The organism is Rhodococcus sp. 008, assembly GCF_001682295.1.
GTDB classification, from domain to species: domain Bacteria; phylum Actinomycetota; class Actinomycetes; order Mycobacteriales; family Mycobacteriaceae; genus Rhodococcus_F; species Rhodococcus_F qingshengii.
On sequence record NZ_CP015203.1, the window covers coordinates 141,631 to 162,449 of the forward strand.

23 protein-coding genes and 1 pseudogene are annotated in these 20,819 nt (G+C 63.5%); 13 read left to right on the top strand and 11 right to left on the bottom strand.

Annotated features, from left to right (window positions below):
- Positions 1 to 12: 12 nt before the first annotated feature.
- Genes AOT96_RS30985 through AOT96_RS30995 form a run of 3 tightly spaced genes read right to left on the bottom strand, consistent with a single transcriptional unit; the run spans position 13 to position 1,736 of the window.
- Entirely contained in the window at positions 13 to 339 is a 327-nt protein-coding gene (locus tag AOT96_RS30985; RefSeq protein ID WP_054186447.1) for a DUF3349 domain-containing protein, read from the bottom strand.
- 36 nt (positions 340 to 375) lie between these two features.
- Positions 376 to 1,047 carry an arsenate reductase ArsC gene (locus AOT96_RS30990; protein WP_011331629.1) on the bottom strand — a complete coding sequence of 224 codons (672 nt, stop codon included), beginning with the start codon at positions 1,045 to 1,047 and terminating at the stop codon, positions 376 to 378.
- On the bottom strand, positions 1,044 to 1,736 hold the full coding sequence (locus tag AOT96_RS30995) for an arsenate reductase/protein-tyrosine-phosphatase family protein (RefSeq protein WP_058228364.1): 693 nt from the start codon (positions 1,734 to 1,736) through the stop codon (positions 1,044 to 1,046). Before AOT96_RS30995 ends, AOT96_RS30990 begins: the two co-directional genes overlap by 4 nt.
- A gap of 231 nt (positions 1,737 to 1,967) precedes the next feature.
- Here AOT96_RS30995 and pstS point away from each other — a divergent pair, with 231 nt between their 5' ends.
- The 6 genes from pstS to AOT96_RS31025 all read left to right on the top strand — a co-directional run bounded on the left by pstS (position 1,968) and on the right by AOT96_RS31025 (position 7,829).
- Positions 1,968 to 3,095: a phosphate ABC transporter substrate-binding protein PstS gene (gene pstS, locus AOT96_RS31000; RefSeq protein WP_054827611.1), complete on the top strand. Its 1,128-nt coding sequence runs from the start codon at positions 1,968 to 1,970 to the stop codon at positions 3,093 to 3,095.
- A 98-nt stretch (positions 3,096 to 3,193) separates the two neighbouring features.
- On the top strand, positions 3,194 to 4,174 hold the full coding sequence (pstC, locus tag AOT96_RS31005; protein ID WP_058228365.1) for a phosphate ABC transporter permease subunit PstC: 981 nt from the start codon (positions 3,194 to 3,196) through the stop codon (positions 4,172 to 4,174).
- Positions 4,171 to 5,073, top strand: coding sequence for a phosphate ABC transporter permease PstA (gene pstA, locus AOT96_RS31010; RefSeq protein ID WP_003944617.1), 903 nt, complete (start codon positions 4,171 to 4,173; stop codon positions 5,071 to 5,073). The genes pstC and pstA overlap by 4 nt, the downstream gene beginning before the upstream one ends.
- Positions 5,074 to 5,094: 21 nt before the next feature.
- Positions 5,095 to 5,871 (top strand): phosphate ABC transporter ATP-binding protein PstB, encoded by a 777-nt coding sequence (gene pstB, locus AOT96_RS31015; protein ID WP_003944636.1) that lies wholly within the window; start codon positions 5,095 to 5,097, stop codon positions 5,869 to 5,871.
- A gap of 91 nt (positions 5,872 to 5,962) precedes the next feature.
- Positions 5,963 to 6,712: a winged helix-turn-helix transcriptional regulator gene (locus AOT96_RS31020; RefSeq protein WP_054186436.1), complete on the top strand. Its 750-nt coding sequence runs from the start codon at positions 5,963 to 5,965 to the stop codon at positions 6,710 to 6,712.
- Between the two features lie 52 nt (positions 6,713 to 6,764).
- On the top strand, positions 6,765 to 7,829 hold the full coding sequence (locus AOT96_RS31025; RefSeq protein ID WP_011331631.1) for a helicase associated domain-containing protein: 1,065 nt from the start codon (positions 6,765 to 6,767) through the stop codon (positions 7,827 to 7,829).
- Between the two features lie 360 nt (positions 7,830 to 8,189).
- Here the strand turns inward: AOT96_RS31025 and AOT96_RS31030 are convergent, their stop codons facing one another.
- Complete coding sequence (locus tag AOT96_RS31030) at positions 8,190 to 8,648, bottom strand: heavy metal-responsive transcriptional regulator (protein WP_003944650.1); 459 nt, start codon at positions 8,646 to 8,648, stop codon at positions 8,190 to 8,192.
- A gap of 303 nt (positions 8,649 to 8,951) precedes the next feature.
- On the opposite strand from AOT96_RS31030, the gene AOT96_RS31035 reads away from it, so the two are divergent.
- Genes AOT96_RS31035 through AOT96_RS31050 form a run of 4 tightly spaced genes read left to right on the top strand, consistent with a single transcriptional unit; the run spans position 8,952 to position 12,450 of the window.
- Positions 8,952 to 9,332 carry an ArsR/SmtB family transcription factor gene (locus AOT96_RS31035; protein ID WP_003944657.1) on the top strand — a complete coding sequence of 127 codons (381 nt, stop codon included), beginning with the start codon at positions 8,952 to 8,954 and terminating at the stop codon, positions 9,330 to 9,332.
- Complete coding sequence (locus AOT96_RS31040) at positions 9,325 to 11,277, top strand: heavy metal translocating P-type ATPase (RefSeq protein ID WP_003944623.1); 1,953 nt, start codon at positions 9,325 to 9,327, stop codon at positions 11,275 to 11,277. Before AOT96_RS31035 ends, AOT96_RS31040 begins: the two co-directional genes overlap by 8 nt.
- Positions 11,274 to 11,798, top strand: a complete 525-nt coding sequence (lspA, locus tag AOT96_RS31045; protein ID WP_011133466.1) for a signal peptidase II — start codon at positions 11,274 to 11,276, stop codon at positions 11,796 to 11,798. The genes AOT96_RS31040 and lspA overlap by 4 nt, the downstream gene beginning before the upstream one ends.
- A gap of 49 nt (positions 11,799 to 11,847) precedes the next feature.
- On the top strand, positions 11,848 to 12,450 hold the full coding sequence (locus AOT96_RS31050; protein ID WP_003944587.1) for a cadmium resistance transporter: 603 nt from the start codon (positions 11,848 to 11,850) through the stop codon (positions 12,448 to 12,450).
- A gap of 362 nt (positions 12,451 to 12,812) precedes the next feature.
- On the opposite strand, the gene AOT96_RS31055 is transcribed toward AOT96_RS31050, so the two are convergent.
- The 6 genes from AOT96_RS31055 to AOT96_RS31080 form a co-directional block, all read right to left on the bottom strand.
- A complete protein-coding gene (locus tag AOT96_RS31055; RefSeq protein WP_003944677.1) occupies positions 12,813 to 14,180 on the bottom strand; it encodes an MBL fold metallo-hydrolase in 1,368 nt (455 codons plus the stop codon).
- 53 nt (positions 14,181 to 14,233) lie between these two features.
- A complete protein-coding gene (locus tag AOT96_RS31060; protein ID WP_003944639.1) occupies positions 14,234 to 14,503 on the bottom strand; it encodes a metal-sensitive transcriptional regulator in 270 nt (89 codons plus the stop codon).
- A 78-nt stretch (positions 14,504 to 14,581) separates the two neighbouring features.
- The gene (locus AOT96_RS31065) at positions 14,582 to 15,355 is read right to left on the bottom strand and encodes a sulfite exporter TauE/SafE family protein (RefSeq protein ID WP_003944622.1); all 774 of its coding nucleotides are present in this window, start codon (positions 15,353 to 15,355) and stop codon (positions 14,582 to 14,584) included.
- The gene (locus AOT96_RS31070) at positions 15,355 to 15,771 is read right to left on the bottom strand and encodes a DUF302 domain-containing protein (RefSeq protein ID WP_011133463.1); all 417 of its coding nucleotides are present in this window, start codon (positions 15,769 to 15,771) and stop codon (positions 15,355 to 15,357) included. Before AOT96_RS31070 ends, AOT96_RS31065 begins: the two co-directional genes overlap by 1 nt.
- Before the next feature lie 44 nt (positions 15,772 to 15,815).
- A complete protein-coding gene (locus tag AOT96_RS31075) occupies positions 15,816 to 16,067 on the bottom strand; it encodes a YgaP-like transmembrane domain (RefSeq protein ID WP_003944652.1) in 252 nt (83 codons plus the stop codon).
- Between the two features lie 26 nt (positions 16,068 to 16,093).
- Positions 16,094 to 18,250, bottom strand: coding sequence for an MMPL family transporter (locus AOT96_RS31080; RefSeq protein ID WP_030538075.1), 2,157 nt, complete (start codon positions 18,248 to 18,250; stop codon positions 16,094 to 16,096).
- A gap of 544 nt (positions 18,251 to 18,794) precedes the next feature.
- Here AOT96_RS31080 and AOT96_RS36160 point away from each other — a divergent pair.
- The 3 genes and pseudogenes from AOT96_RS36160 to AOT96_RS31090 form a co-directional block, all read left to right on the top strand.
- A pseudogene (locus AOT96_RS36160) lies at positions 18,795 to 19,181 on the top strand (HAD-IC family P-type ATPase); the annotation flags it as partial.
- Positions 19,182 to 19,237: 56 nt separating this feature from the next.
- Positions 19,238 to 19,663 (top strand): DUF3703 domain-containing protein, encoded by a 426-nt coding sequence (locus AOT96_RS36165; protein WP_087503898.1) that lies wholly within the window; start codon positions 19,238 to 19,240, stop codon positions 19,661 to 19,663.
- Positions 19,650 to 19,988, top strand: coding sequence for a hypothetical protein (locus AOT96_RS31090; protein WP_003944633.1), 339 nt, complete (start codon positions 19,650 to 19,652; stop codon positions 19,986 to 19,988). The genes AOT96_RS36165 and AOT96_RS31090 overlap by 14 nt, the downstream gene beginning before the upstream one ends.
- A gap of 364 nt (positions 19,989 to 20,352) precedes the next feature.
- On the opposite strand, the gene AOT96_RS31095 is transcribed toward AOT96_RS31090, so the two are convergent.
- Complete coding sequence (locus tag AOT96_RS31095; protein WP_019747393.1) at positions 20,353 to 20,718, bottom strand: DUF4229 domain-containing protein; 366 nt, start codon at positions 20,716 to 20,718, stop codon at positions 20,353 to 20,355.
- Positions 20,719 to 20,819: the final 101 nt, after the last annotated feature.

Sequence of the window (20,819 nt, forward strand, 5' to 3'; positions counted from 1 at the left end):
ACATCGATCAAATCAGTTCGCAACATGGGGCACGCCTCTGGTTCTGCAGCACGGGAAGGCCCCTTCCCTGGACGCGGATTTCTCGATGGCCGCGCATACGGCACTCAGATCGGCGGGTGAGGGCATCCGCCGTGCGACAGCCGTGATGGCCACTTGGATGTCGATGGCCTCGGTGGCCGGCTCCCAGTCGAGCGCGATCACGATCTCACTGATCTGCGCAGGTGAGAGCCGTTGATCCATCAGAGCCAGTAGCGGGCTGTGACCGTATCTCGGTGCGTCCTGCGGGTAGCCGCTGCGAAGCCAGTGCACAAAAGCGGTGACCACTGCCGGAATGAACATGAGAGACCTTCTTCGCAAGGAATTCATCGACGAGCATCAGTGCTGGGCGGCGATGTCGATCTCGTCGAGCAATGTGAGTACTCGCCGTTCGATCTCGTCACGGATCGGGCGGATCGCGTCGACCCCGAGACCTGCGGGGTCGGGAAGGACCCATTCTTCGTAGCGGCGTCCGGGGAAGATCGGGCATGCATCTCCGCAGCCCATCGTGATGACGACGTCCGCTGCGCGGACCACTTCGTCAGTCCATGGCTTGGGGTATTCACCGCTGATGTCGATGCCACGTTCGGCCATTGCTTCGATGGCAGCTTCGTTGACGCTGGTGCCGGGTTCGGATCCGCCGGACCATGCGACGGCACGTTCCCCGGCGAGTTTTTCGAAGAATCCCATGGCCATCTGGGAGCGTCCGGCGTTGTGCGTGCACAAGAACAACACGGTGGGTTTGCCGTCGTTGGAGAGTCCTTCGACCTTGGCCAGGGCGCGTAGTCGCTGCCGGGCGAAGCGTTCGGCCAGGAGAGGGAGGTAGTTGACGACGGAGGCGCGGCCGGCGAACTGGTCGTAGGAAGAATGCAGGAAACGCTCGATGGTTTCGGTGTTGAAGACGTCGGTGAATTCCGTGGCCAGGTGTGCGGCGGCGCTTTTGAGGGCTAACCGTTGATCGATGGTCAGGTCGTCGCGGTGATGTGTTGTGGTGCTGAGGTTGTCGGTCATGAGAGTTCTCCGTTCGGGAGGCAATGGGGGGCGAGTCGAGCGACTCGGTGGTCGATGTCGTCGAAGGCTCGGTCGAACGCTGCGGCACTACCGGTGCGGGCAGGGTCCGGAATCGACCAGTGAAGAGAGTTCGGGTTTTCGCGCATTTCTTCGTGGGCGTTGTCGCACACGGCGATGACCATGTCCCCGGGCGCGAGGACATCGGCGACATCGGCCGGGCGCGTGGCGTCGAGAGGTAGGTCGTGGCGGCGGGCGGCGGCGAGGGCTCCACTGTGAACTCGGGGAGCGGGGTGGGTGCCGGCCGATGCTGCCGGGATGTGGGATTGCTTGTTCCACAACGCCGCGGCCAGTTGCGAGCGCGCGGAATTGTGGGTGCACACGAACACGATCCGCGTCACAGCCAAGGGCGACGAGGTAGGAACGAGCACCTCCAGCGCGGTGGGCTCGAGTCGTAGGTAGGTACGGCGCTTGTCGCCTTCGGATCTCGATCGGTGCACGAGACCAGCGCGTTCGAGGACCCCGAGGTGGTGGGCGAGCAGATTCGAGGAGATGGAGAGTCGGCGTTGCAGTTCCGACGGCGATGCGTCGCCGAGGACGAGCATGTCCACGATCGACAACCGTGCCGGATCGGCCAGGGCGCCATAGAGAGCGGCGCGTTGTTCGAGCGAGAACTTTTGCTCAATACTCATTGAGTCAATAATCACTGAGTTAATTTGAGATTGTCAAGCAATACCTGCCGGTAGCCGGGCTGTTCATTCAACTTTCGCCCATGGATTCATGTTCCGTTCATTTTCGCAGCGATATCCGTTCATCCCCGGCCTCTAGGTTCATCACCCGAGCGGCAATCAGCGCTGCTCAGTGTCACTCGATCTCGGTGGCCGCGCGCCGCGCGAGCAACCCCGATACTTCGAAGGAACTACGTGAAGCTCAAGCGATCTGGCGCCGCCCTCAGTGTGCTGGCGGCCAGCACCCTCCTGCTTTCAGCGTGCGGCAGCGACAACAACACCGGCGCGACGGGTTCGACCGGAGCTACTGGCGCGGGCTCGACCTCGAATGTCGAGTGCGGCGGCAAGTCGGCACTCAAGGGCAGTGGTTCCACCGCCCAGGCCAACGCCATGACGCGTTTCGTGAATGCGTTCGAGCAGGCGTGCAGCGGACAGACCCTCAACTACACCTCCAACGGCTCCGGCGCCGGTGTGAGTGAGTTCATCGGAAACCAGACCGACATCGGTGGTTCCGATTCTCCGCTCAGCAAGGACAAGGGCGAGTACGACCGCGCGAAAGAACGCTGCACCAGCGACGCCTGGAACCTTCCCGTCGTCTTCGGCCCGCTCGCGGTGACCTACAACGTCAAGGGTGTCGACGACCTCGTCCTCGACGGCCCCACCTCTGCCAAGATCTTCAACGGTGCGATCACCACCTGGGACGATCCGGCGATCAAGGCTCTCAACGAGGGCGCTTCGCTGCCGTCGGAGAAGATCAACGTGATCTACCGCAACGACGAGTCGGGCACCACCGACAACTTCCAGAAGTACCTCGACGCAGCCTCGGACGGCGCCTGGGGCAAAGGCGCGGGCAAGTCGTTCGTCGGTGGCGTCGGTGAGGGCGCCAAGGGCAACGAGGGCACCTCCGCCGCCATCAAGAGCACCGAAGGCGCGATCACCTACAACGAGTGGTCCTTCGCCAAGGCTCAGAACCTGCAGACCGCCAAGATCGTGACCTCCGCCGGTCCCGAACCGGTCGAGATCACCACCGAGACCGTCGGCAAGACCATCGCCGGCGCCACCATCAAGGGTGAGGGCAACGACCTCGTGCTCGACACGTCCACCTTCTACAAGCCCGCCGAGACCGGCGCGTACCCGATCGTGCTGGCTACCTACGAGATCGTGTGCTCGAAGTACCCCGACGCCGAGGTCGGCACCGCTGTCCGCGCGTTCCTGCAGTCCACGATCGGCGCCGGCCAGAACGGTCTCGAGGAAAACGGGTACATCCCGCTCCCGAGCGCGTTCCAGCAGAAGCTGACCACCGCAGTCAACGCGATCTCCTGATTGCCTGATCAGCGATGGCTCTGCACCCCGACGACGTAACCCGCTCCCCGGAGACGCCCACTGCGGCGGCTCCGGGGGCGGGCGGAAAGATACCCGGCATGCCTGATCACAGCGGCAAGACTTCCCCGACCATTCCCTCGTCTCTTTCGACCGGAAAACACCAGTTCGGTGACAAGGTCTTCCGGTGGCTGGCCACCGGTGCCGGTGCCACGATCGTCGTCTCCATCGGCCTGATCGCCATCTTCCTGCTCATTCGCGCCATCCCGTCGCTGCAAGCGAACAACGCGAACTTCTTCACCAGCACCGAATTCGTCACCAGCGATGCATCGAATCTGCGTTTCGGTATCCGTGACCTCCTGACGGTCACCGTGCTCAGTTCGGTGTTCGCTCTGGCGATTGCGGTGCCGATCGCACTGGGTATCGCTGTGTTCTTGACGCAGTACGCGCCAGCGCGTCTCTCCCACGCTTTCGGCTCGATCGTCGATCTCCTCGCCGCAGTGCCCTCGATCGTGTTCGGTCTCTGGGGAATTTTCATCCTCGCCCCCAAGCTCAGCCCGGTCGCGGAGTTCCTCAACGACAACCTCGGCTGGTTCTTCCTCTTCAGCGAAGGCAACGTCTCCTTGACCGGAGGCGGAACCATCTTCACCGCAGGAATTGTTCTCGCGGTGATGATCTTGCCGATCATCACCTCCGTCACCCGTGAGGTATTCCGCCAGACACCGCGCTCGCAGATCGAAGCGGCACAGGCCCTCGGCGCCACCAAATGGGAAGTCGTGCGTATGACCGTGCTGCCTTTCGGGCGCAGCGGCATCATCGCCGCGTCGATGCTCGGTCTGGGTCGCGCTCTCGGTGAAACCGTGGCCGTGCTGATCATCTTGCGTTCGGCTGCCAATGCCTCGACCTGGTCGCTCTTCGACGGCGGTTACACCTTCGCCTCGAAGATCGCCTCTGCAGCGGCAGAGTTCAGTGCTCCCCTTCCGACCGGCGCGTACATCGCCGCTGGTTTCGTCCTCTTCGCATTGACCTTCGTCGTCAACGCACTCGCTCGCATGGTCGCGAAAGGCAAGGTCAACGGATGAGCGCCGATCTCCTCGATGCGCCGGCCAAGGCGCCGACGTTCCAAAGCATCAGCACCAGCCGCAAAGCCAAGAACGGTATCGCCACCGTACTGTTCTACGCTGCCTTCGGTATCGCGCTGATTCCTCTGGTGTGGGTGCTGTTCACCGTCATCGAAAAGGGATGGCGCGCCATCACCTCCTCCGGTTGGTGGACGAATTCTCTGCAGGGTGTGCTTCCGGAACAGTTCGCCGGCGGCATCTACCACGCGCTGTACGGCACCTTGATCCAAGCAGCGATCGCAGCGCTCATCTCCGTCCCGCTCGGCATCATGGCCGCGATCTACCTGGTCGAATACGGGCGCGGAGCCTTCGCTCGCACAGTGACCTTCATGGTCGACGTTCTCGCAGGTGTGCCCTCGATCGTTGCGGCGTTGTTCGTTTTCAGCCTGTGGATCGCCACCCTCGGATTCGAACAGAGCGCTTTTGCCGTCTCGCTGGCGCTGGTGCTGCTGATGCTGCCGGTCGTCGTACGCAACACCGAGGAAATGCTCAAGCTCGTCCCGGACGAGCTTCGGGAAGCCTCCTACGCACTGGGCGTCCCGAAGTGGAAGACGATCATGCGCATCGTCATCCCGACCGCGATGCCGGGCATCATCAGCGGAGTCTTGCTCTCCATCGCCCGAGTCATGGGTGAAACAGCTCCGGTCCTCGTGCTCGTCGGCTACTCCCGCTCGATCAATTTCGACGTCTTCGAAGGCAACATGGCCTCGCTCCCGCTGCTGATCTACACCGAGCTGATCAACCCGCAGCCTGCAGGCCAGCTCCGAGTGTGGGGCGCAGCCCTGACGCTGATCATCGTCATGGCACTCCTCAACCTTCTTGCGGCGCTCGCGACCCGCTTCCTCACCAACAAGCGCTAGAAACGGACAGGAACACCAGACATGGCCAAGCGCCTCGACATCAAAGATCTCAACATCTACTACGGCAAGTTTCACGCTGTCGCCGATGTGGGCCTGTCCGTCCCGCCCCGGAGCGTGACCGCGTTCATCGGTCCGTCCGGCTGCGGAAAGTCGACGGTCCTGCGCACTCTCAACCGCATGCACGAAGTAATTCCCGGTGCGCGCGTCGAGGGTTCGGTCCTGCTCGACGGCGAGGACATCTACGATTCCAGCGTCGATTCGGTAGGCGTTCGCAAGACCATCGGCATGGTCTTCCAGCGACCCAACCCCTTCCCGACCATGTCCATCAAGGACAACGTCGTCGCCGGCCTGAAACTGAGCGGTGAACGCAACAGGAAGAAGCTCGACGAGGTGGCCGAGCGTTCGCTGCGCGGCGCCAACCTGTGGAACGAGGTCAAGGATCGCCTCGACAAGCCCGGTGGTGGCCTCTCAGGCGGTCAGCAGCAGCGTCTGTGCATCGCGCGTGCCATCGCCGTCTCGCCCGACGTCCTGCTCATGGACGAGCCGTGCTCCGCGCTCGACCCGATCTCGACTCTCGCGATCGAGGACCTGATGACCGAGCTGAAGAAGGACTTCACCATCGTCATCGTCACGCACAACATGCAGCAGGCTGCGCGTGTGAGTGACCAGACGGCTTTCTTCAACCTCGAGGCAACCGGCAAGCCCGGTCGACTCGTCGAGATCGACGACACCGAGAAGATCTTCTCGAACCCGACACAAAAAGCCACCGAGGACTACATCTCCGGTCGCTTCGGCTGAGCGACACTGTGGCTGTGCGGGCAGTCGACCTCCTCCTCACCGGCTACTTCAGGTGAGACAATGGGTACGTTCTGAAATAGGGGGTCGACAGTTGACTATCGAATTGCGTCAGCCGGACCGGGAGGTCGCTGCGGGAGCGCATTACGGCTACTCCTTGGCCGATTCGCATACGCGTCTGCTTCTGGCGGAGCCGGACCCAGCCACCGCTGCGCAGTTCATGGCGGCCGCCGACCACATGGGGATTCGCACCGACTGGTGCCGTGACGGTGCCGAGACTCTACTGGCGGTGGGTGCAGAGGTGCCGACCGTCCTGATCTTGGCTGCTCACACCGACAACGTCGACGCCGCACGAGTGGTGGCCACGATTCGAAGCCGGTCCGATGTTCCGATCCTGGTCGGTGCAGCCAAGTCGGGCGACGAGCGCATCGTGCGCGAAGTCCTCGCCGCGGGCGCCTCGGCGGTCGTTGCCCGCCCGTACGACATCACCACCATTGCTCCGTTCGCCGGCATCACCACACTCTCACCCGCCGAAGACAGTGTCGTCACCGCCGGACCGATCCGGGTCAACCCCAGTGGCTACGAGACCCGCGTCGGAAACCGCGAAGTACAGTTGACTCAGCGGGAACTCGAACTGCTCGTCTACCTGATCAAACGCCGCGGCCACGTCGCCAGCCAAAGCGAGATCAGCCTCGCAGTATGGGGTCACAGCGCCGAAACGAACACCGTCGCGGTGCACGTGAAGCGGCTACGTGAAAAACTCGGCTCGGATGCGCAGCACGGACAGTTCATTCGCACCATCCGCGGCGCCGGCTACCGCCTCGCTCCTTCCTTATGTGCATGAACCCATCAGCTCTCTGCGGTAGCAGAACCCGGAAGAACTCCCAGGTCGTGTGATGGGCGCACCCACAGACGACTGGGAATCAGGATTCCGAGCGCTGACGAAGTTCGTCGAACTCAAAGGTCATGCCGGCCCCGCAGGTCGAGTCCATGCGTTCGGAATCGACCTCGGCGGGTGGGTGGCACGTCGACGGATCGCATACTGGGACGGCACACTCTCCGCCGGTGAAGCCGACCTCCTCGAAAACCTACCCGGCTGGACCTGGGGGAAACCGCGACGCAAAAGTTGGCGAGCAGCACTGTCCGCATTATCGGACGAGCTCGCCGCGCGCCCCGACACGGACCTGTCGTCGACTCTCGTGATCGATGGTATCGATCTGGTCGCATGGGCGAACGCCCAGCGCACAGCCCACCAGAATGGCGAGCTCACCGACACCCAGATTCTCATGCTCGAAGCCCTACCCGCCTGGATGTGGGACAACGACACCGTTCGTTGGGAAACCGGGCGCTCTGCACTCGAGATGTACCTCCGAGAGCACGATGGTGCCGATGTCCCTCGCTCAGCGCGCGCCAACAGCTTCGACGTGGGCAAATGGGTGTTCCGCTGCCGAGAAGAGCATCGCGCCGGCACCCTGCCCCCGGATCGTATCGCCGAACTGAACAAGCTCCCAGGGTGGCGATGGGGCCGCGAGAGCGACGCGTGGATACAGGGGATCTCGGCCCTTAAGGCCTACACCGCCATCCACGGAACAGCCTCCCCCCGACAATCAGAGATCCTCGACGGGTTCTCCCTCGGACAGTGGGTCCACCACCGGCGCCGCGACTACAAAACCGGCACCCTGGCGATCGAGAAAATCGCCGCCCTCGAAGCGCTGCCCGGCTGGGACTGGGATCCTTTCCAAACACAATGGGAGAGAGGGTTTTCCGTATTGACTCAGTTCGTCGCGAACTCCGGTCATGCTCGACCATCCAAGAGCGCGGTCACCGGAACTTATCCCCTCGGCGAATGGGTCAGCACCCAACGAAAACACCACCACCGAGGAATTCTGTCCGACGCCCGCTCCGCACGACTCGAACAACTTCCAGGTTGGCGCTGGATCGACGACAAACAGCACGAGTAAACCCGGCAAGTGAACCGTCGCAAGACAACCCCACTCATGCTCGCCAGCAACCTTGGATCACAGCGATGCAGGTTTCGCAGAGGATTCCTGCTTTCCAAGGCAAGGCGAAGTGCACATGGCTCCCTGGGAACGAAAGTTCCGGAAACGCTCAATGGTGACCTCGGCCCCCGAGTGGCGGCGCCTGTCAATTCCCGCACCCGGAGAATCCGCCGAATCGATGTTCCCGACAGATCCCGACACCACTACTTCTGCACCGGACTGATCAACACACCGGCAACACCGCTACAACCGCTTCGCTCACCTCATCACATTGCTGAGCGCCGAACCTGCTGAAACAGGGGGGTGCACCCGCAATCGATTTCACGATTCAGCAACACCGTCCTGAGGCTCAGATTCCAGGATCCAGCACACACCGACATCGTCGGTTTCCGGCGGAATCCCACTTTCCGCTCGACCCAGCAGCGCAACAAGGTTTGTTTCGAGGGTGGCAAGTTCGCGGATCTTGCCACGAACCTGGGAGAGATGCTCCGAGAGCATCTCCACGACCTGCTCACAAGGAGCCGCCCCGCGGTCATGGGTGGTGAGGATCTGGCGGATCTCTCGCAAGGTGAGACCTGCAGACTGGGCGCTGCGGACGAACCGCAAACGCGAAAGAGATTCCGGACCGAAATCCCGGTAGCCGTTGGACTTTCGGACCGGGACGGGAATCACCCCACTGTCCTCGTAGAAACGCAGCGTCTTCGGGGCAACGCCACTCCGAGCGGCCAGTTCACCAATTTTCACGAGATCCTTGACCTTCCATCGCACTGGAATGTCCATTATGGATGACGTTCGGGAACCGCAGGTGACTCGGACCGCTCGTCGTCGCGCTGACGGCGAACGCTCAGAAGGAGGTGTGAAATGAACCCACTGGAGATGTTGTGCGACTGGCTGTGTCGAGCGATGGGTCCTTGCTGTCCCCCCATGTGATGCCGTGGCGAGCAACTCGGAATCTACCGATGTCACTTCGCCGTTCCTGGTGAGGTACGTCGGCCGGCCACCGTTCGGCTGGCGTACCGCATTCACTTCCAAGTCCGGTGCATCACCCTTCCTCGAATCGCCCTACATTGCTATCATCGTTTTATGACGATGAATAACGAGTCGGGATGCCTCGCTGCAACCGGCAGCGGGTCCAGTCTGGATGCGGCAGTGGCACTGTTCCACAGTCTCTCGGATGGCACCCGGTTGTCGATCGTGCGCCGTCTCGCCGAAGGAGAAGCGCGGGTTGCGGATTTGATCGGTGAACTCGGCCTCGCCCAGTCGACGGTGTCCGCACATGTCGCATGCCTACGTGATTGCGGTCTGGTCGACGGCAGACCAGAAGGTCGGCAGGTGTTCTACTCGCTGGCCCGACCGGAGTTGATGGACCTACTCGCCTCGGCGGAGACGCTGCTTGCCGCGACAGGGAACGCGGTTGCCCTGTGCCCGAATTACGGCACCGACACCGGAGATAGCCGTGAGTGACGCGTGCGGCTGCGGCCACGACGAACCCCGCGCCGAGGGCGAGGAAGAACACGAGATCGAAAAGTGGTGGCAGGTTACCGAGATCCGGGCGGCCGCAGCAGCGGGCGTGCTGCTGATCGCGGCCCTGACAGTCCGGCTGGCCGGCGGGCCTGATGCTCTCGGGATCGGCTTCGAAGCGGGCGCGCTGATCATTGCCGGCTACACCTTCGTCCCGTCCACTCTCACACGCCTGGCCAAGGGCAAGATCGGCGTCGGCACCCTGATGACGATCGCGGCCGTCGGCGCGGTACTGCTCGGCGAGGTCGGCGAAGCAGCCATGCTCGCATTCTTGTTCGCGATCAGCGAGGGACTCGAAGAGTATGCCGTCACCCGCACTCGCCGTGGCCTGCGCGCCCTGCTGTCCCTGGTCCCGGACACCGCGACAGTGCTCCGCGGCGGCCGGGAGGAAACCGTCCCGCCCTCGGAGCTCGAGCTCGGTGAGGTCATGATCGTCAAGCCCGGGGAACGGATCGCCACCGACGGCATCATTCGCAGCGGGCGCACCGCCCTGGATACCTCCGCGATCACCGGAGAGTCGATGCCCGTCGAAGCCGGTCCCGGCGACGAGGTGTTCGCCGGGTCGATCAACGGCACCGGCGTCCTCGAAGTCGAGGTCACCGCAGATGCGCAGGACAATTCGCTGGCCAAGATCGTGCGGATCGTCGAGGCCGAGCAGTCCCGCAAGGGCGAGGCGCAACGCCTCGCCGACAAGATCGCCAAGCCGCTGGTTCCGGGCGTGATGATCGTCGCCGCGGCTATCGCCGCGGTCGGTAGCATGCTCGGTGATCCGCTGGTGTGGATCGAACGAGCCCTGGTGGTACTGGTCGCCGCGTCGCCGTGCGCGCTGGCCATCGCGATCCCCGTCACCGTTGTCGCCGCAATCGGCGCAGCATCCAAGCTCGGCGTCCTGGTCAAGGGCGGCGCTGCCCTCGAAGCGCTCGGCCGGATCCGCACCGTCGCGTTGGACAAGACCGGCACCCTTACCCGCAACCAACCCGCCGTGATCGACGTCGCGACCGCGAACGGCGCCGACCGCGGGGACGTTCTCGCGGTGGCCGCAGCGTTGGAAGCGCGTAGCGAGCACCCTCTCGCTCGCGCGATTCTCGCCGCCGTCGAGGACTATGTGCCTGCCGACGACGTGGACGCGGTCACAGGGGCGGGCTTGACCGGCTACATCGACGGCATACCTGTGCGCCTCGGTCGACCGGGCTGGATCGACCCGGGTCCGCTGGCAGGGGATATCGAGCGGATGCAGCATGCCGGCGCCACTGCGGTGCTGATCGAGCGCGCCGGAACGGTCATCGGGGCGGTCGCCGTCCGTGACGAGCTCCGACCGGAAGCACGTGAGGTGGTTGCCGGGCTACGACGCGGCGGGTACACCGTCGCGATGCTCACCGGCGACAACGAACGCACCGCCCAAGCGCTGGCCGCCGACGTCGGCATCGACGACGTGCACGCCGACCTGCGCCCGGAGGACAAGGCACGGATCGTGGAAACCTTGCGTGCGCGCCGCCCGACGGCAATGGTCGGGGACGGTGTCAACGACGCCCCCGCCCTGGCCACCGCCGACTTGGGCATTGCCATGGGCGCGATGGGATCCGACGTGGCCATCGAGACCGCCGATGTTGCTCTGATGGGCGAAGACCTGCGGCACCTGCCGCAGGCGTTGGCGCACGCGCGCCGCTCCCGGACCATCATGCTGCAGAACGTCGGACTGTCGCTGGCGATCATCACCGTCCTGATGCCGTTGGCCTTGTTCGGGGTCCTCGGCCTGGCCGCCGTGGTCCTGGTGCACGAGGTCGCTGAGATCGTGGTCATCGCCAACGGTGTCCGGGCCGGCCGCGCGCAAGCCTTCCCCACCGGATCGGTACCCGCACCGGCGGGGAAGGTCGAGGCCCGCACGTGAGCGAATTAGCGGCTCGATCAATCCGCACAGGTAGCACGCGGCGGGTGATTCTCGTGGTCGTCGGTCTCGCTCTCATCGCGATCGCACTGTCGGCCGAACCCGTTGCGCGCCGTACCCTTTCCGGTGCACGCACCGTCGATATGGGATTGCTGCAACTGAAGTTGGCGTACAACAGCGGTGTCGCGTTCAGCATCGGCCAACAGCTTCCGGCCTGGATCATCCTCGCGGTCACCGCCGCCATCACTCTCGGCGTCGGAATTTACGCCTGGCGCACCGTCCCCACCGCTTCACTGGTGGGGACGGTGGGTTGGTCGGCGATCCTCGCCGGAGCTGCCGCCAACGTGATCGATCGTGCCGTCGACGGAAAGGTCACCGACTATTTCCACACCGGCTGGTGGCCCACCTTCAACCTCGCCGACACCTACATCACCTGCGGCGTCGTGCTGCTCGTCGCATCACTGATCTTTGAGTCCACCCACGACCCGGCCGATCCCCCGCCCGCACAGGAGAGTTCGAAATGACAGCAATACCCGAGATCAGGCCGCGCCGCGGCAGCCGCCGGATGCGAGGATGATCGGCACCATCGCCGCGGCGGTAGCGATGTTCGCCGGCACCAACATCGACGACATCGTCGTACTGACCGTCCTGTTCGTCGCCTCCGCCAGTCAAGGACGGCCGCGGGCATGGCAGATCGTTGCCGGCCAGTACCTCGGCCTGATCACCCTCGTCGCGATCAGTGTGGTCGCCGCCCTCGGGTTGGTGATCGTGCCCGAGGACTGGGTTGGACTACTCGGATTACTTCCCCTGTCGCTAGGAATCTGGGGACTGATCCAGGGCTTACGCAGCGACGGAGACGGTGAACCCGTAGTGGTCGCGGCCGGGACGATCAGCGTCGCCGCCATCACCATCGCCAACGGCGCCGACAACATCGCCGTCTACACCCCGGTCTTCCGCACTCTCGGTGCGCCCCAGACCATCGTTACCATCGCCGTGTTCCTGATCTGTGTCGGACTCTGGTGCGCCGCCGGCAGAATGCTCGGCACCCACAAGAAGGTCATCGACACCCTCGAGCGCGTCGAGCACTGGCTCGTGCCCACAGTCTTCATCGGGCTGGGCGTCATCATCCTGCTCGAATCCGGTGTGATCGGCCGCCTGATCGCCGCCGCGGCATGACCGACACTGCTGGCACGGTGGCACCTTGATCCGTCCCGGCTCCTCGCGGTCGCCGGGGCACGCGGATGTCTGCGACTCCGCGCACCGCATCCCGGCCGGAACCGTGCATGGCGCGTCACAACGGTCCGGCCACCGAAGCAAAGGCGAGCGGAAGATCCAGTGCGAATTGGCAGAACGACAAACTCGGACGGCGCCCGAATGATCGTTGGACCAGCGGTGGCCGCCTTCTCGGACGTCGGCACGGGCAGGGGTTGGGCTTCCTGCCCTCTGTCGGAATTATCCGATGGCCGTTTGCTGAAATCGGGGAGATCAGCCCCGTGAACCACTCGCATCGTGCGGCTTGCGCAGCGGCGGCGCATTCGTCAGGCGGGCGATGTGTGGAGGCCGAGCTGCACGGCATGCTCGTAGTCATCGTCGATGAGGACCACTGTGCGGTGTTCGCGGTCGAGAAGTGAAGCGGCGATCGATGCGCGGTAACCGGATGCGCAGTGCACCCACACTTCGGCCGCGGAAACTTCCTCGAGTCGGTGTGGTAGCTCGTGGAGGGGGATGTTCACGGCACCAGGAAGGTGGCTGTCCGCGTACTCGGACTGTTGACGCGCATCGAGGACGCTTATCTCACGTTCGCCGGTGGCCGCCGCGAGTCCGGCGAAGTCGGATACATCGTAGGAGCGGACCTTTCCGTCGCCGACGAGCGAGTGAATCTCACCGACGGCGGATCCGGAGGGACTGTCGATGCCGATCCGAGCCAGCTCGCGGGTCGCCTCGGCGATCTGGTCGGTTGTTTCACCGATCAGCGTCAACGGCACGCCCCACTGATAAAGCCATCCGAGATAGGTGACGAAGCTGGTCGACAGTTCGAACCCGAGAGAGCCATCGACGTGGCCGGCGGCGAAAGCGGTGCGTGCTCGTAGGTCAACGACCCATTGCCCGGCGTCGATGCGGCGACGTAGTTCGTCTGGATCGACGGGCTCGGGCATGGACAGGTCGATCGGGGCCGGCCCTTTGGTGTTGATGACGCCCATATGGGCGTAGTACGCGGGATATGCAGACAGGCCCGCGATCAGCTCGTCGACATAGGTGTGTTCGTCCTGAGTCAGTGCGGGGTTGGACTGCTGCTGTTCACCGATGGTGGATGAGTCCCCGCTGGTCGGAGTTGCGGCACAGAAGCTACCGAACCCATGTGTGGGGTAGACCTCCACCTCAGCGGCCAGTTCGGCCGCGATACGGCGGACCGAATGGTACTGCGCGTGGGTCAGTTCATCAGTGTGCTCGGAGCCGAGCAGGTCAGTGCGCCCGGTGGACCCGTAGAGCATGGAGCCGCCGGTGAAGATTGCGATCGGCTCGCCGCGCCGGTGCAGAACGTAACTGACGTGGTGATGAGTATGCCCTGGGGTGTGCATGACCTCGAACGTCGTCGATCCCGCGTCGACGACATCGCCGTCGACGACTGCTCGGCGCTCGTATTCGACCGGATCGCCGTCCGGGACGACGTATTCGGCACCCGTGGCGCGCGCAAGTTCCAGGCCGCCAGTGACGTAGTCGTTGTGGATGTGAGTTTCCAGCACGTGGGTGATGACAGCGTTCTTTTCTGCTGCCAGCGCCCGGACGCGGTCGATGTCGCGTTGTGGATCGATCACCACGGCGATACCGTCGTGGCTGATCAGATAGCTGCGGTCGCCGAGGCTGGAAGTTTCAATGATGGCGATGTCCGGGTCGGTCGTGCTCATGGGGAGCTCCTACATGTTGTCGGTCGGCCTCGTTCCTGATGTGAAGCGGGCGTTCAGGCCAGCGCCAGGAAGAGCTTTTCCAGTTCTGCTTCGGTCATGGGTTCTTTGTTGTCTGCCGCTTCGCCTGTCATGCACTCTCGGAGACCGGTAGCGACGATCTTGAAGCCAGCTTTGTCGAGGGCCCTGGAAACAGCGGCGAGCTGGGTGACAACGTCTTTGCAATCGCGTCCGTTCTCGATCATGCCGATCACTCCCGAGAGTTGGCCGTGTGCGCGGCGGAGGCGGTTGAGGACCAATGCGATGCTGTCTTCGTCGCCGATCATGGGGTCTCCTTCAGATGCATGATGATGCCAGAAATTGCCAGATTACCCCCGGGGGCATCCAACGGGGTGCACGGTAGATCATCCGAGAACGAGAGTGTCGATGAGGACGTAACCTGCCACGACAAACACCAGGTAGGCGAACCACTGCCGAAGTGAGTCCGTGGCGATGCGTGTACCGAATCGTCCGGCCACCAACGAACCCGCAATGGCTGAACCTGCGAACGCTGCCGTCAAGGGCCAGTTTCCACCTAGGCCGTCGGCCTGAGCGATGAGTCCGGCGGCGGAGTTGGCGACGATGACCACCAAAGAGGTTCCGACGGCGACACTCATCTCGATTCCCAGCAGCAGAACCAATGCGGGGATGATCAAGAAGCCCCCGCCGACGCCGAACAGTCCGGTAAGGACACCGACGCCGAATCCGGTCGGTATGGACCGAGGTGCGCATCGGCGCCAGTTGATCCCGGAATTGCTCGTCCTGCAGGCGGTTCCGGGATTGTCGGGGCTGCGCAGCATGCGTGCCCCCGCGAGGATCATGACGATCGCAAAGCCGATCATCACGGCAGTTTCAGGTAGATGCTTGCCAAGGGCAGTGCCGGCCAGGGTGCCGAGGACTCCGGTGGCGGCGAAGATTGCCGCGAGTCGCCATTCGATGAGCCGCGCCCGCACCTTGGAGATGACCCCGACCGCGGAGGCGACACCGATCACCAACAGCGAAGTCGGTATCGCCTCCGGCAGGGGGAACCCGAGAGCGTACACGAGGATCGGGACAGCGAGGATCGATCCACCGCCTCCGAGGAGACCGAGCAGGATTCCGACGGTGAGGCCGAGCGCCAGCGCCAGGGTCAACGTCATCAACTGCGCACTGCATCCCGACTGCCGAGCGTGTCCAGGGCGGCTTGGAGTTTGGTGGTGGCCTCGGCCGCGACATCTGACAGTGCTGGTTCGCCCGTCACTTGGACCATGAGGTCCGGGTTCATCGCCTCGACGATGACCGATCCGGCGGTGGTGTCGGCACGGACGACGACGTTGCAGGGCAGTAGCAGGCCGATCTCACGCACGATTCCTACGGCGCGGTGTGCAAGCGTGGGATTGCACGCGCCTAGGATCAGATACTTCTCCATGTCTGTGCCAAGTTTGGCTTTCAGGGTGGCCTGCATGTCAATTTCGGTCAGCACACCGAAGCCTTGCTCGGACAGTGCTGCTTTGGTGGCGGTGACCGCCGTCTCGAAGTCGGTGTCGGTCAAGGTGGTCGAGAGTGCGATGGTCATGGTGGAGAATTCCTTCCGTTCGTCGAACTGCGGCAATTGTGTGCCTATCCGCTTCGGGGGTGGCGAAGACTTGGTACGCCCGCTCTGGTGAGAAGCGCACTTGCCGGGCACCAGCCGACCGCGGCGTAGAGGGCGAGGTTCGCGGCGGCGAAGGCGCTGAGCAGCCTCCACCGTGGTGCGTGGAGTTCGCCGAGGGTCAGGCCCGTCGCGGTGACGCCGGCGGCCAGTGCGGGGACGATACGTTCGATCGGCCACCCGGCAGACGTGCTCGAATGCGTGATGTTCGGATCGGTCATGATTCCTCCGTGAGGTGTTGTAATGGTCAGTGCGAGAAGCGGATCGACGGCAACATTCTGCGCAGCCAGCCCGGTGCCCACCATGCAGCGTGACCGCTCAGCCGGAGCAGGACCGGGAGCAGGATCAGCCTGATCAGGAAGGCGTCGAGCAACACCGCGACGCCGAGGATGATGCCCATTTCCTTGGGTGGGAGCGGATCGGAGAGCGCGAAGGTGAAGAACACGGCGACCATGACCGCCGCAGCGGCGAAGATGACGCGTCCGGAGTGCGCGAGGCCGTCGACCTGAGCAGCCTTCGGGTCCCCGGTCTTCTCGTAGTGTTCTTTCGCGGTGGCGAGCAGGAACACGGTGTAGTCCATGGCGATGGCAAAGATCATCGCGAAGAAGAACACCGGCCCCCAGCCGTCGAGGAAACCTTGAGGGGTGAAGCCGAGCAGCGACGATCCGTGTCCGTCTTGGAAGATCAGCTTCGCAACCCCGAACGCTGCGGCGGTCGACAGCAAACTGACGGCGGTGCCGAGGATCGCGATCAGTGGTGCCTGCAGAGCGACGAGCAGCAGGATGAAGCCGAGGGCGAGGATGATCCCGATAACCAACGGTAGGTAGTCGTTCAGGGCTTGCTGCAGGTCGAGGTTCTCCGCTGGCGCGCCGCCGACGAGCGCGGACTCCGGTAGTTGTGCGCGTAGGTCACCGAGGATCGTGCCCATGGCCTCTGCGGAAGGGTCCACGGCAGGAAACGCTTGCAGCAGTGTGTAGTTCGAATCGTCTGTTGATGGTGTGGGCGGGGTGACCATCGAGATCCCGTCGACGCTGCTCGCTGCCGCGGCGGTAGCAGCCGCATCGGAAGACGGGACAACTATCTGCAGCGCGCCGGGTGCCCCGTCACCGAACTGGGCCTGAACCAACTCGTAACCTTGCCGAACGGGCGCATCGTCGGGAACGACAGCGATGGACGGCATTGCCACCTTCAGTCCCAGGACAGGTAAGGCCAGGGCGACGAGGATGCCGACGGAGACCAGCGCGAACGGCCATGGGTACTTGTGAAGCAATTCGCCCCACGCAGCGAACTTCGGGGATCGGTGCTGTTGGCGTTTCGCGTAAGGCAGGGATGCTGCGTTGACCTTGGGGCCGAGTGCGCCCAGCGTGGCCGGAAGAAGTGTCATGGTGGCGATCAGAACGAACGTGACGGCCAGCATGATGCCTACGGCCATGGTGCGCACGGCCGGTGCGGGAACGAGCAGCACTGCCGAGAGGCTGACCAGGACGGTAAGTCCGGACAGGAGCACCGCTTTGCCTGCGGTGTCCATGGTTTCGGCAACGGCTGCTCGTGGATCGGCCGTACGGAGGGCGTCGCGGAAGCGGGCGACGATGAACAAGGCGTAGTCGATGCCGAGAGCGAGGGCGAACATCATCGCGAAATTCATCGCCCATACCGAGATCGGTGTGACCTCGTTGAGCAGCACCAAACCGCCGGCGGAGGCGACGAGTCCGGCCACTGTGAGCAACAGCGGCAGCCCGGCAGCGACGAGGGAGCCGAATGCGAGCACCATGATCGCCAAAGTGACTGGCCAAGAGAATAGTTCAGCCTGAATCATCGCATCGTGGTTGGCTTTGTTGAAGTCGGACCACAACGCGGAGGATCCGGTGGGATAGACCTCGATACCGTCGCCGGAGAGTGCGGTCAGCTCGTCTTTGACATCGTCGACGGCTTTGACCATGTCGTCCGCGTTTGCGTTGGCGCCGGCGATGAGGATGCCGGTGTGGCCGTCGGGGCTGATGGTCATACCAGGCTGTGGGGCGATGACGGCACCGAACCGGGTGTCACCGTCGAACACAGCTGTGACGTCGATGAGTCTCTGCTGCACGGTGGGATCGTCGATCGACGCGGTGTCCGAATGGACCACCACCTGAACCGCGGCCGAGGAGTTCCCGCCGAAATGCTGTTGCGCGAGTTCACGGACCTGGACCGATTCGGATCCGTTGGCTTGCCACCCAGCACCCGCCAGTGACGAAAAAACCGACGGCGCTGCAGATCCGAGCGCGACAAGCGCGATCAGCCAGACACCGAACACCCATCGGCGGCGTGCGACCATCGCGCTTCCCAGGCGTCCGAGTATGCCGGGTGTAGATACGCGATCACGATCGTCACGACCGGTGGCCGTCACGGTGTCGGGCACAGACATAACTTCTCCTAAAATACGGGCTGGGGTATTCAAATGAGCGAGCTAGACCTCGGTAAACCTGACCCAATTGGAAGGTTAGGCCCTTGCACTCGCGACCGGGATTGGCGGCGAAACAGCGATCGCGAGGCGCTGGCGCCGATCGATAGGACCAACGGTCTCAGCAGAGCAGGTGCACTGCCGAGGCCGTGAAACATCCTTCGTGACGTCGTCGACATGTCGATCGCAACCTGCCCACGCGATCTTGTCGCATATCGGGCACGGGACGGGGTAACACATAGACAGTCCTTTCTGACGAGCGTCTACCCACTGTTGCATATACCCAGGGGGGTATGCAAGTACCCCTGGGGGTATACGCTCGGGTAGGCCGTTCGCTCCTCTCGGGCGCCCACCCGAGGGGGTGGGCCGTCCGGGTCGTCGAGTGCCCAGGCGAGGTACCGCTTTCTGGGTAGCCGACGCACACGTCGGCGCATCCGTCGAGACGACTCAGTCCGGGTGCGGCGGCCACGCCATCGGTGAGAGGTCTCGGGAACTCGTGGCGTGGATCGAGCGCGCCGGAACCGTCATCGGGGCAGTCGCCGTACGAGACGAGCTCCGACCGGAAGCACATGAGGTGATCGCCGGGCTACGACGCGGCGGGTACACCGTCGCGATGCTCACCGGCGACAACGAACGCACCGCCCAGGCGCTGGCCGCCGACGTCGGGATCGACGACGTGCACGCCGACCTGCGCCCGGAGGACAAGGCACGGATCGTGGAAACCTTGCGTGCGAACCGCCCGACGGCAATGGTCGGGGACGGTGTCAACGACGCCCCCGCCCTGGCCACCGCCGACTTGGGCATTGCCATGGGCGCGATGGGTTCCGACGTGGCCATCGAGACCGCCGATGTTGCTCTGATGGGCGAAGACCTGCAGCACCTGCCGCCGGCTCTGCATCCGATGAACCGAATGCTCGCACAATTGCGCAGTGTCTACACGAAGCGCATCGCTTGCACGACCGACACAGCGCCGTCGCGTTTCGGCCCGCAAAGAGGACCGCAGCCGGCCGCACCAGCGATGACACCCAGCGTTGGCATCACCTCGAACGCACACATGTCCTCTCCCAGCCCTGTCCATGGCCACACAAACCACCTCGCCATGCTCCCCTGGCCTTACATCAGCGTGACTGCCGCGAAGCCGTCGGGCAGGTTCTTCGCATCATCGTCGTCGCCGCCCCGGGATCCGCACTGGGCCGCTATCCGGAGGGCAACACCGAACGAACTCGTGCCGGTCTTATGACACCGATGCCGATACCTGACGATCTTGCCGAGAAAATGCAGACCTACCAGTCCTGGGTTTCGTTTACCGCGAGCTGTCCTGCACTGCCGCATACTCGAAACCACACGCCGACGGAGGAACACCATGATGCACCTTGAAATTTTGCAAGTCCCGGACTGCCCGAACGTGCAGCTCCTCGAACAACGGATCGAGCACGTTCTCGCGGAGGAGTCCATCGATTGGGAACTGCGCCACGTAATCGTCGACGATCCTCGATCCGCAAGGCTTGCGGGCATGACCGGATCGCCGACGTTGCTCGTCGACGGCCGCGATCCGTTTGCCGAACCGGACCAGGTCCCCAACGTGTCATGCAGGCTCTATCGAGATTCCACGGGCGAGGTCGGTGGCGCTCCTACCGTTGCTGCACTGAGGGGTGCGTTCGGTATGGCTGCGCCCACAGCTGATGTAGAGGGCGATGAGTGAAAGTATCGGCCACCCACCGGTGGTCCCAACAGGGTCGTCTCCAGCAGCAGCCCCGGGGTTCCTCACAAGGGCGAGCTGACTCAACGGTCCTCCGTACTGCGCCTGCTCGAGTCTCGTCCGCCTGATCCCGCAGCTTGTACCGATTCCGAAACTCGAGACCACCACGGATACCGCCGACTCCGCACCTGATCCCGTCACCTGACATCTTCATCCCAATGCCAATCAATGCATGATCGCGCGCCCTCGGCATCACCCAGGAAGGCAGCTTTGAGCGGTCATACGTCCAAAAAAGACAGGTTGTGGCACCGATGCTGGGCATTTTCGTTACTGGAGCTTTCACGCGCACCTAACCGGAGGGAACCCTTCACCGGGTGCGCATTGCACGCCGTTTTTCATCTACGACCATCACTTCTTCATTGATCCGGCGGCGCAATGACCGGAACGCGATCGCAGAGATGGCGAATCCGAGCAGCACCGCCCCGAACAGTGCTAACACACCGGGGATTTCGAGTTCGAGTATGGCGTTGATTCCCATGATGATCACTGCGAGGCCGGCGATCAGGGCGAGTCGAACCGCGGTGTAGTACATCACCAGACGCACGAGCTTTGACCGTGCTACACGGTTGATCCGCGCCACGCGCGTCTGCGGTGCTTGATGGGCACCCAGTGCCGCAATTTCTGGGCTGACTGGTGGATTGATACGGCCCTTCGGAGCGGACTGGCGTTTCACGATGCTCGATTCTCGGGTTCGGATCCCGCCTCTGGTTGGCGGGGGCGACAGAACGAACCATATGTCTACTATGCACAATAGTAGTTCAGTGTTGTCCCGGT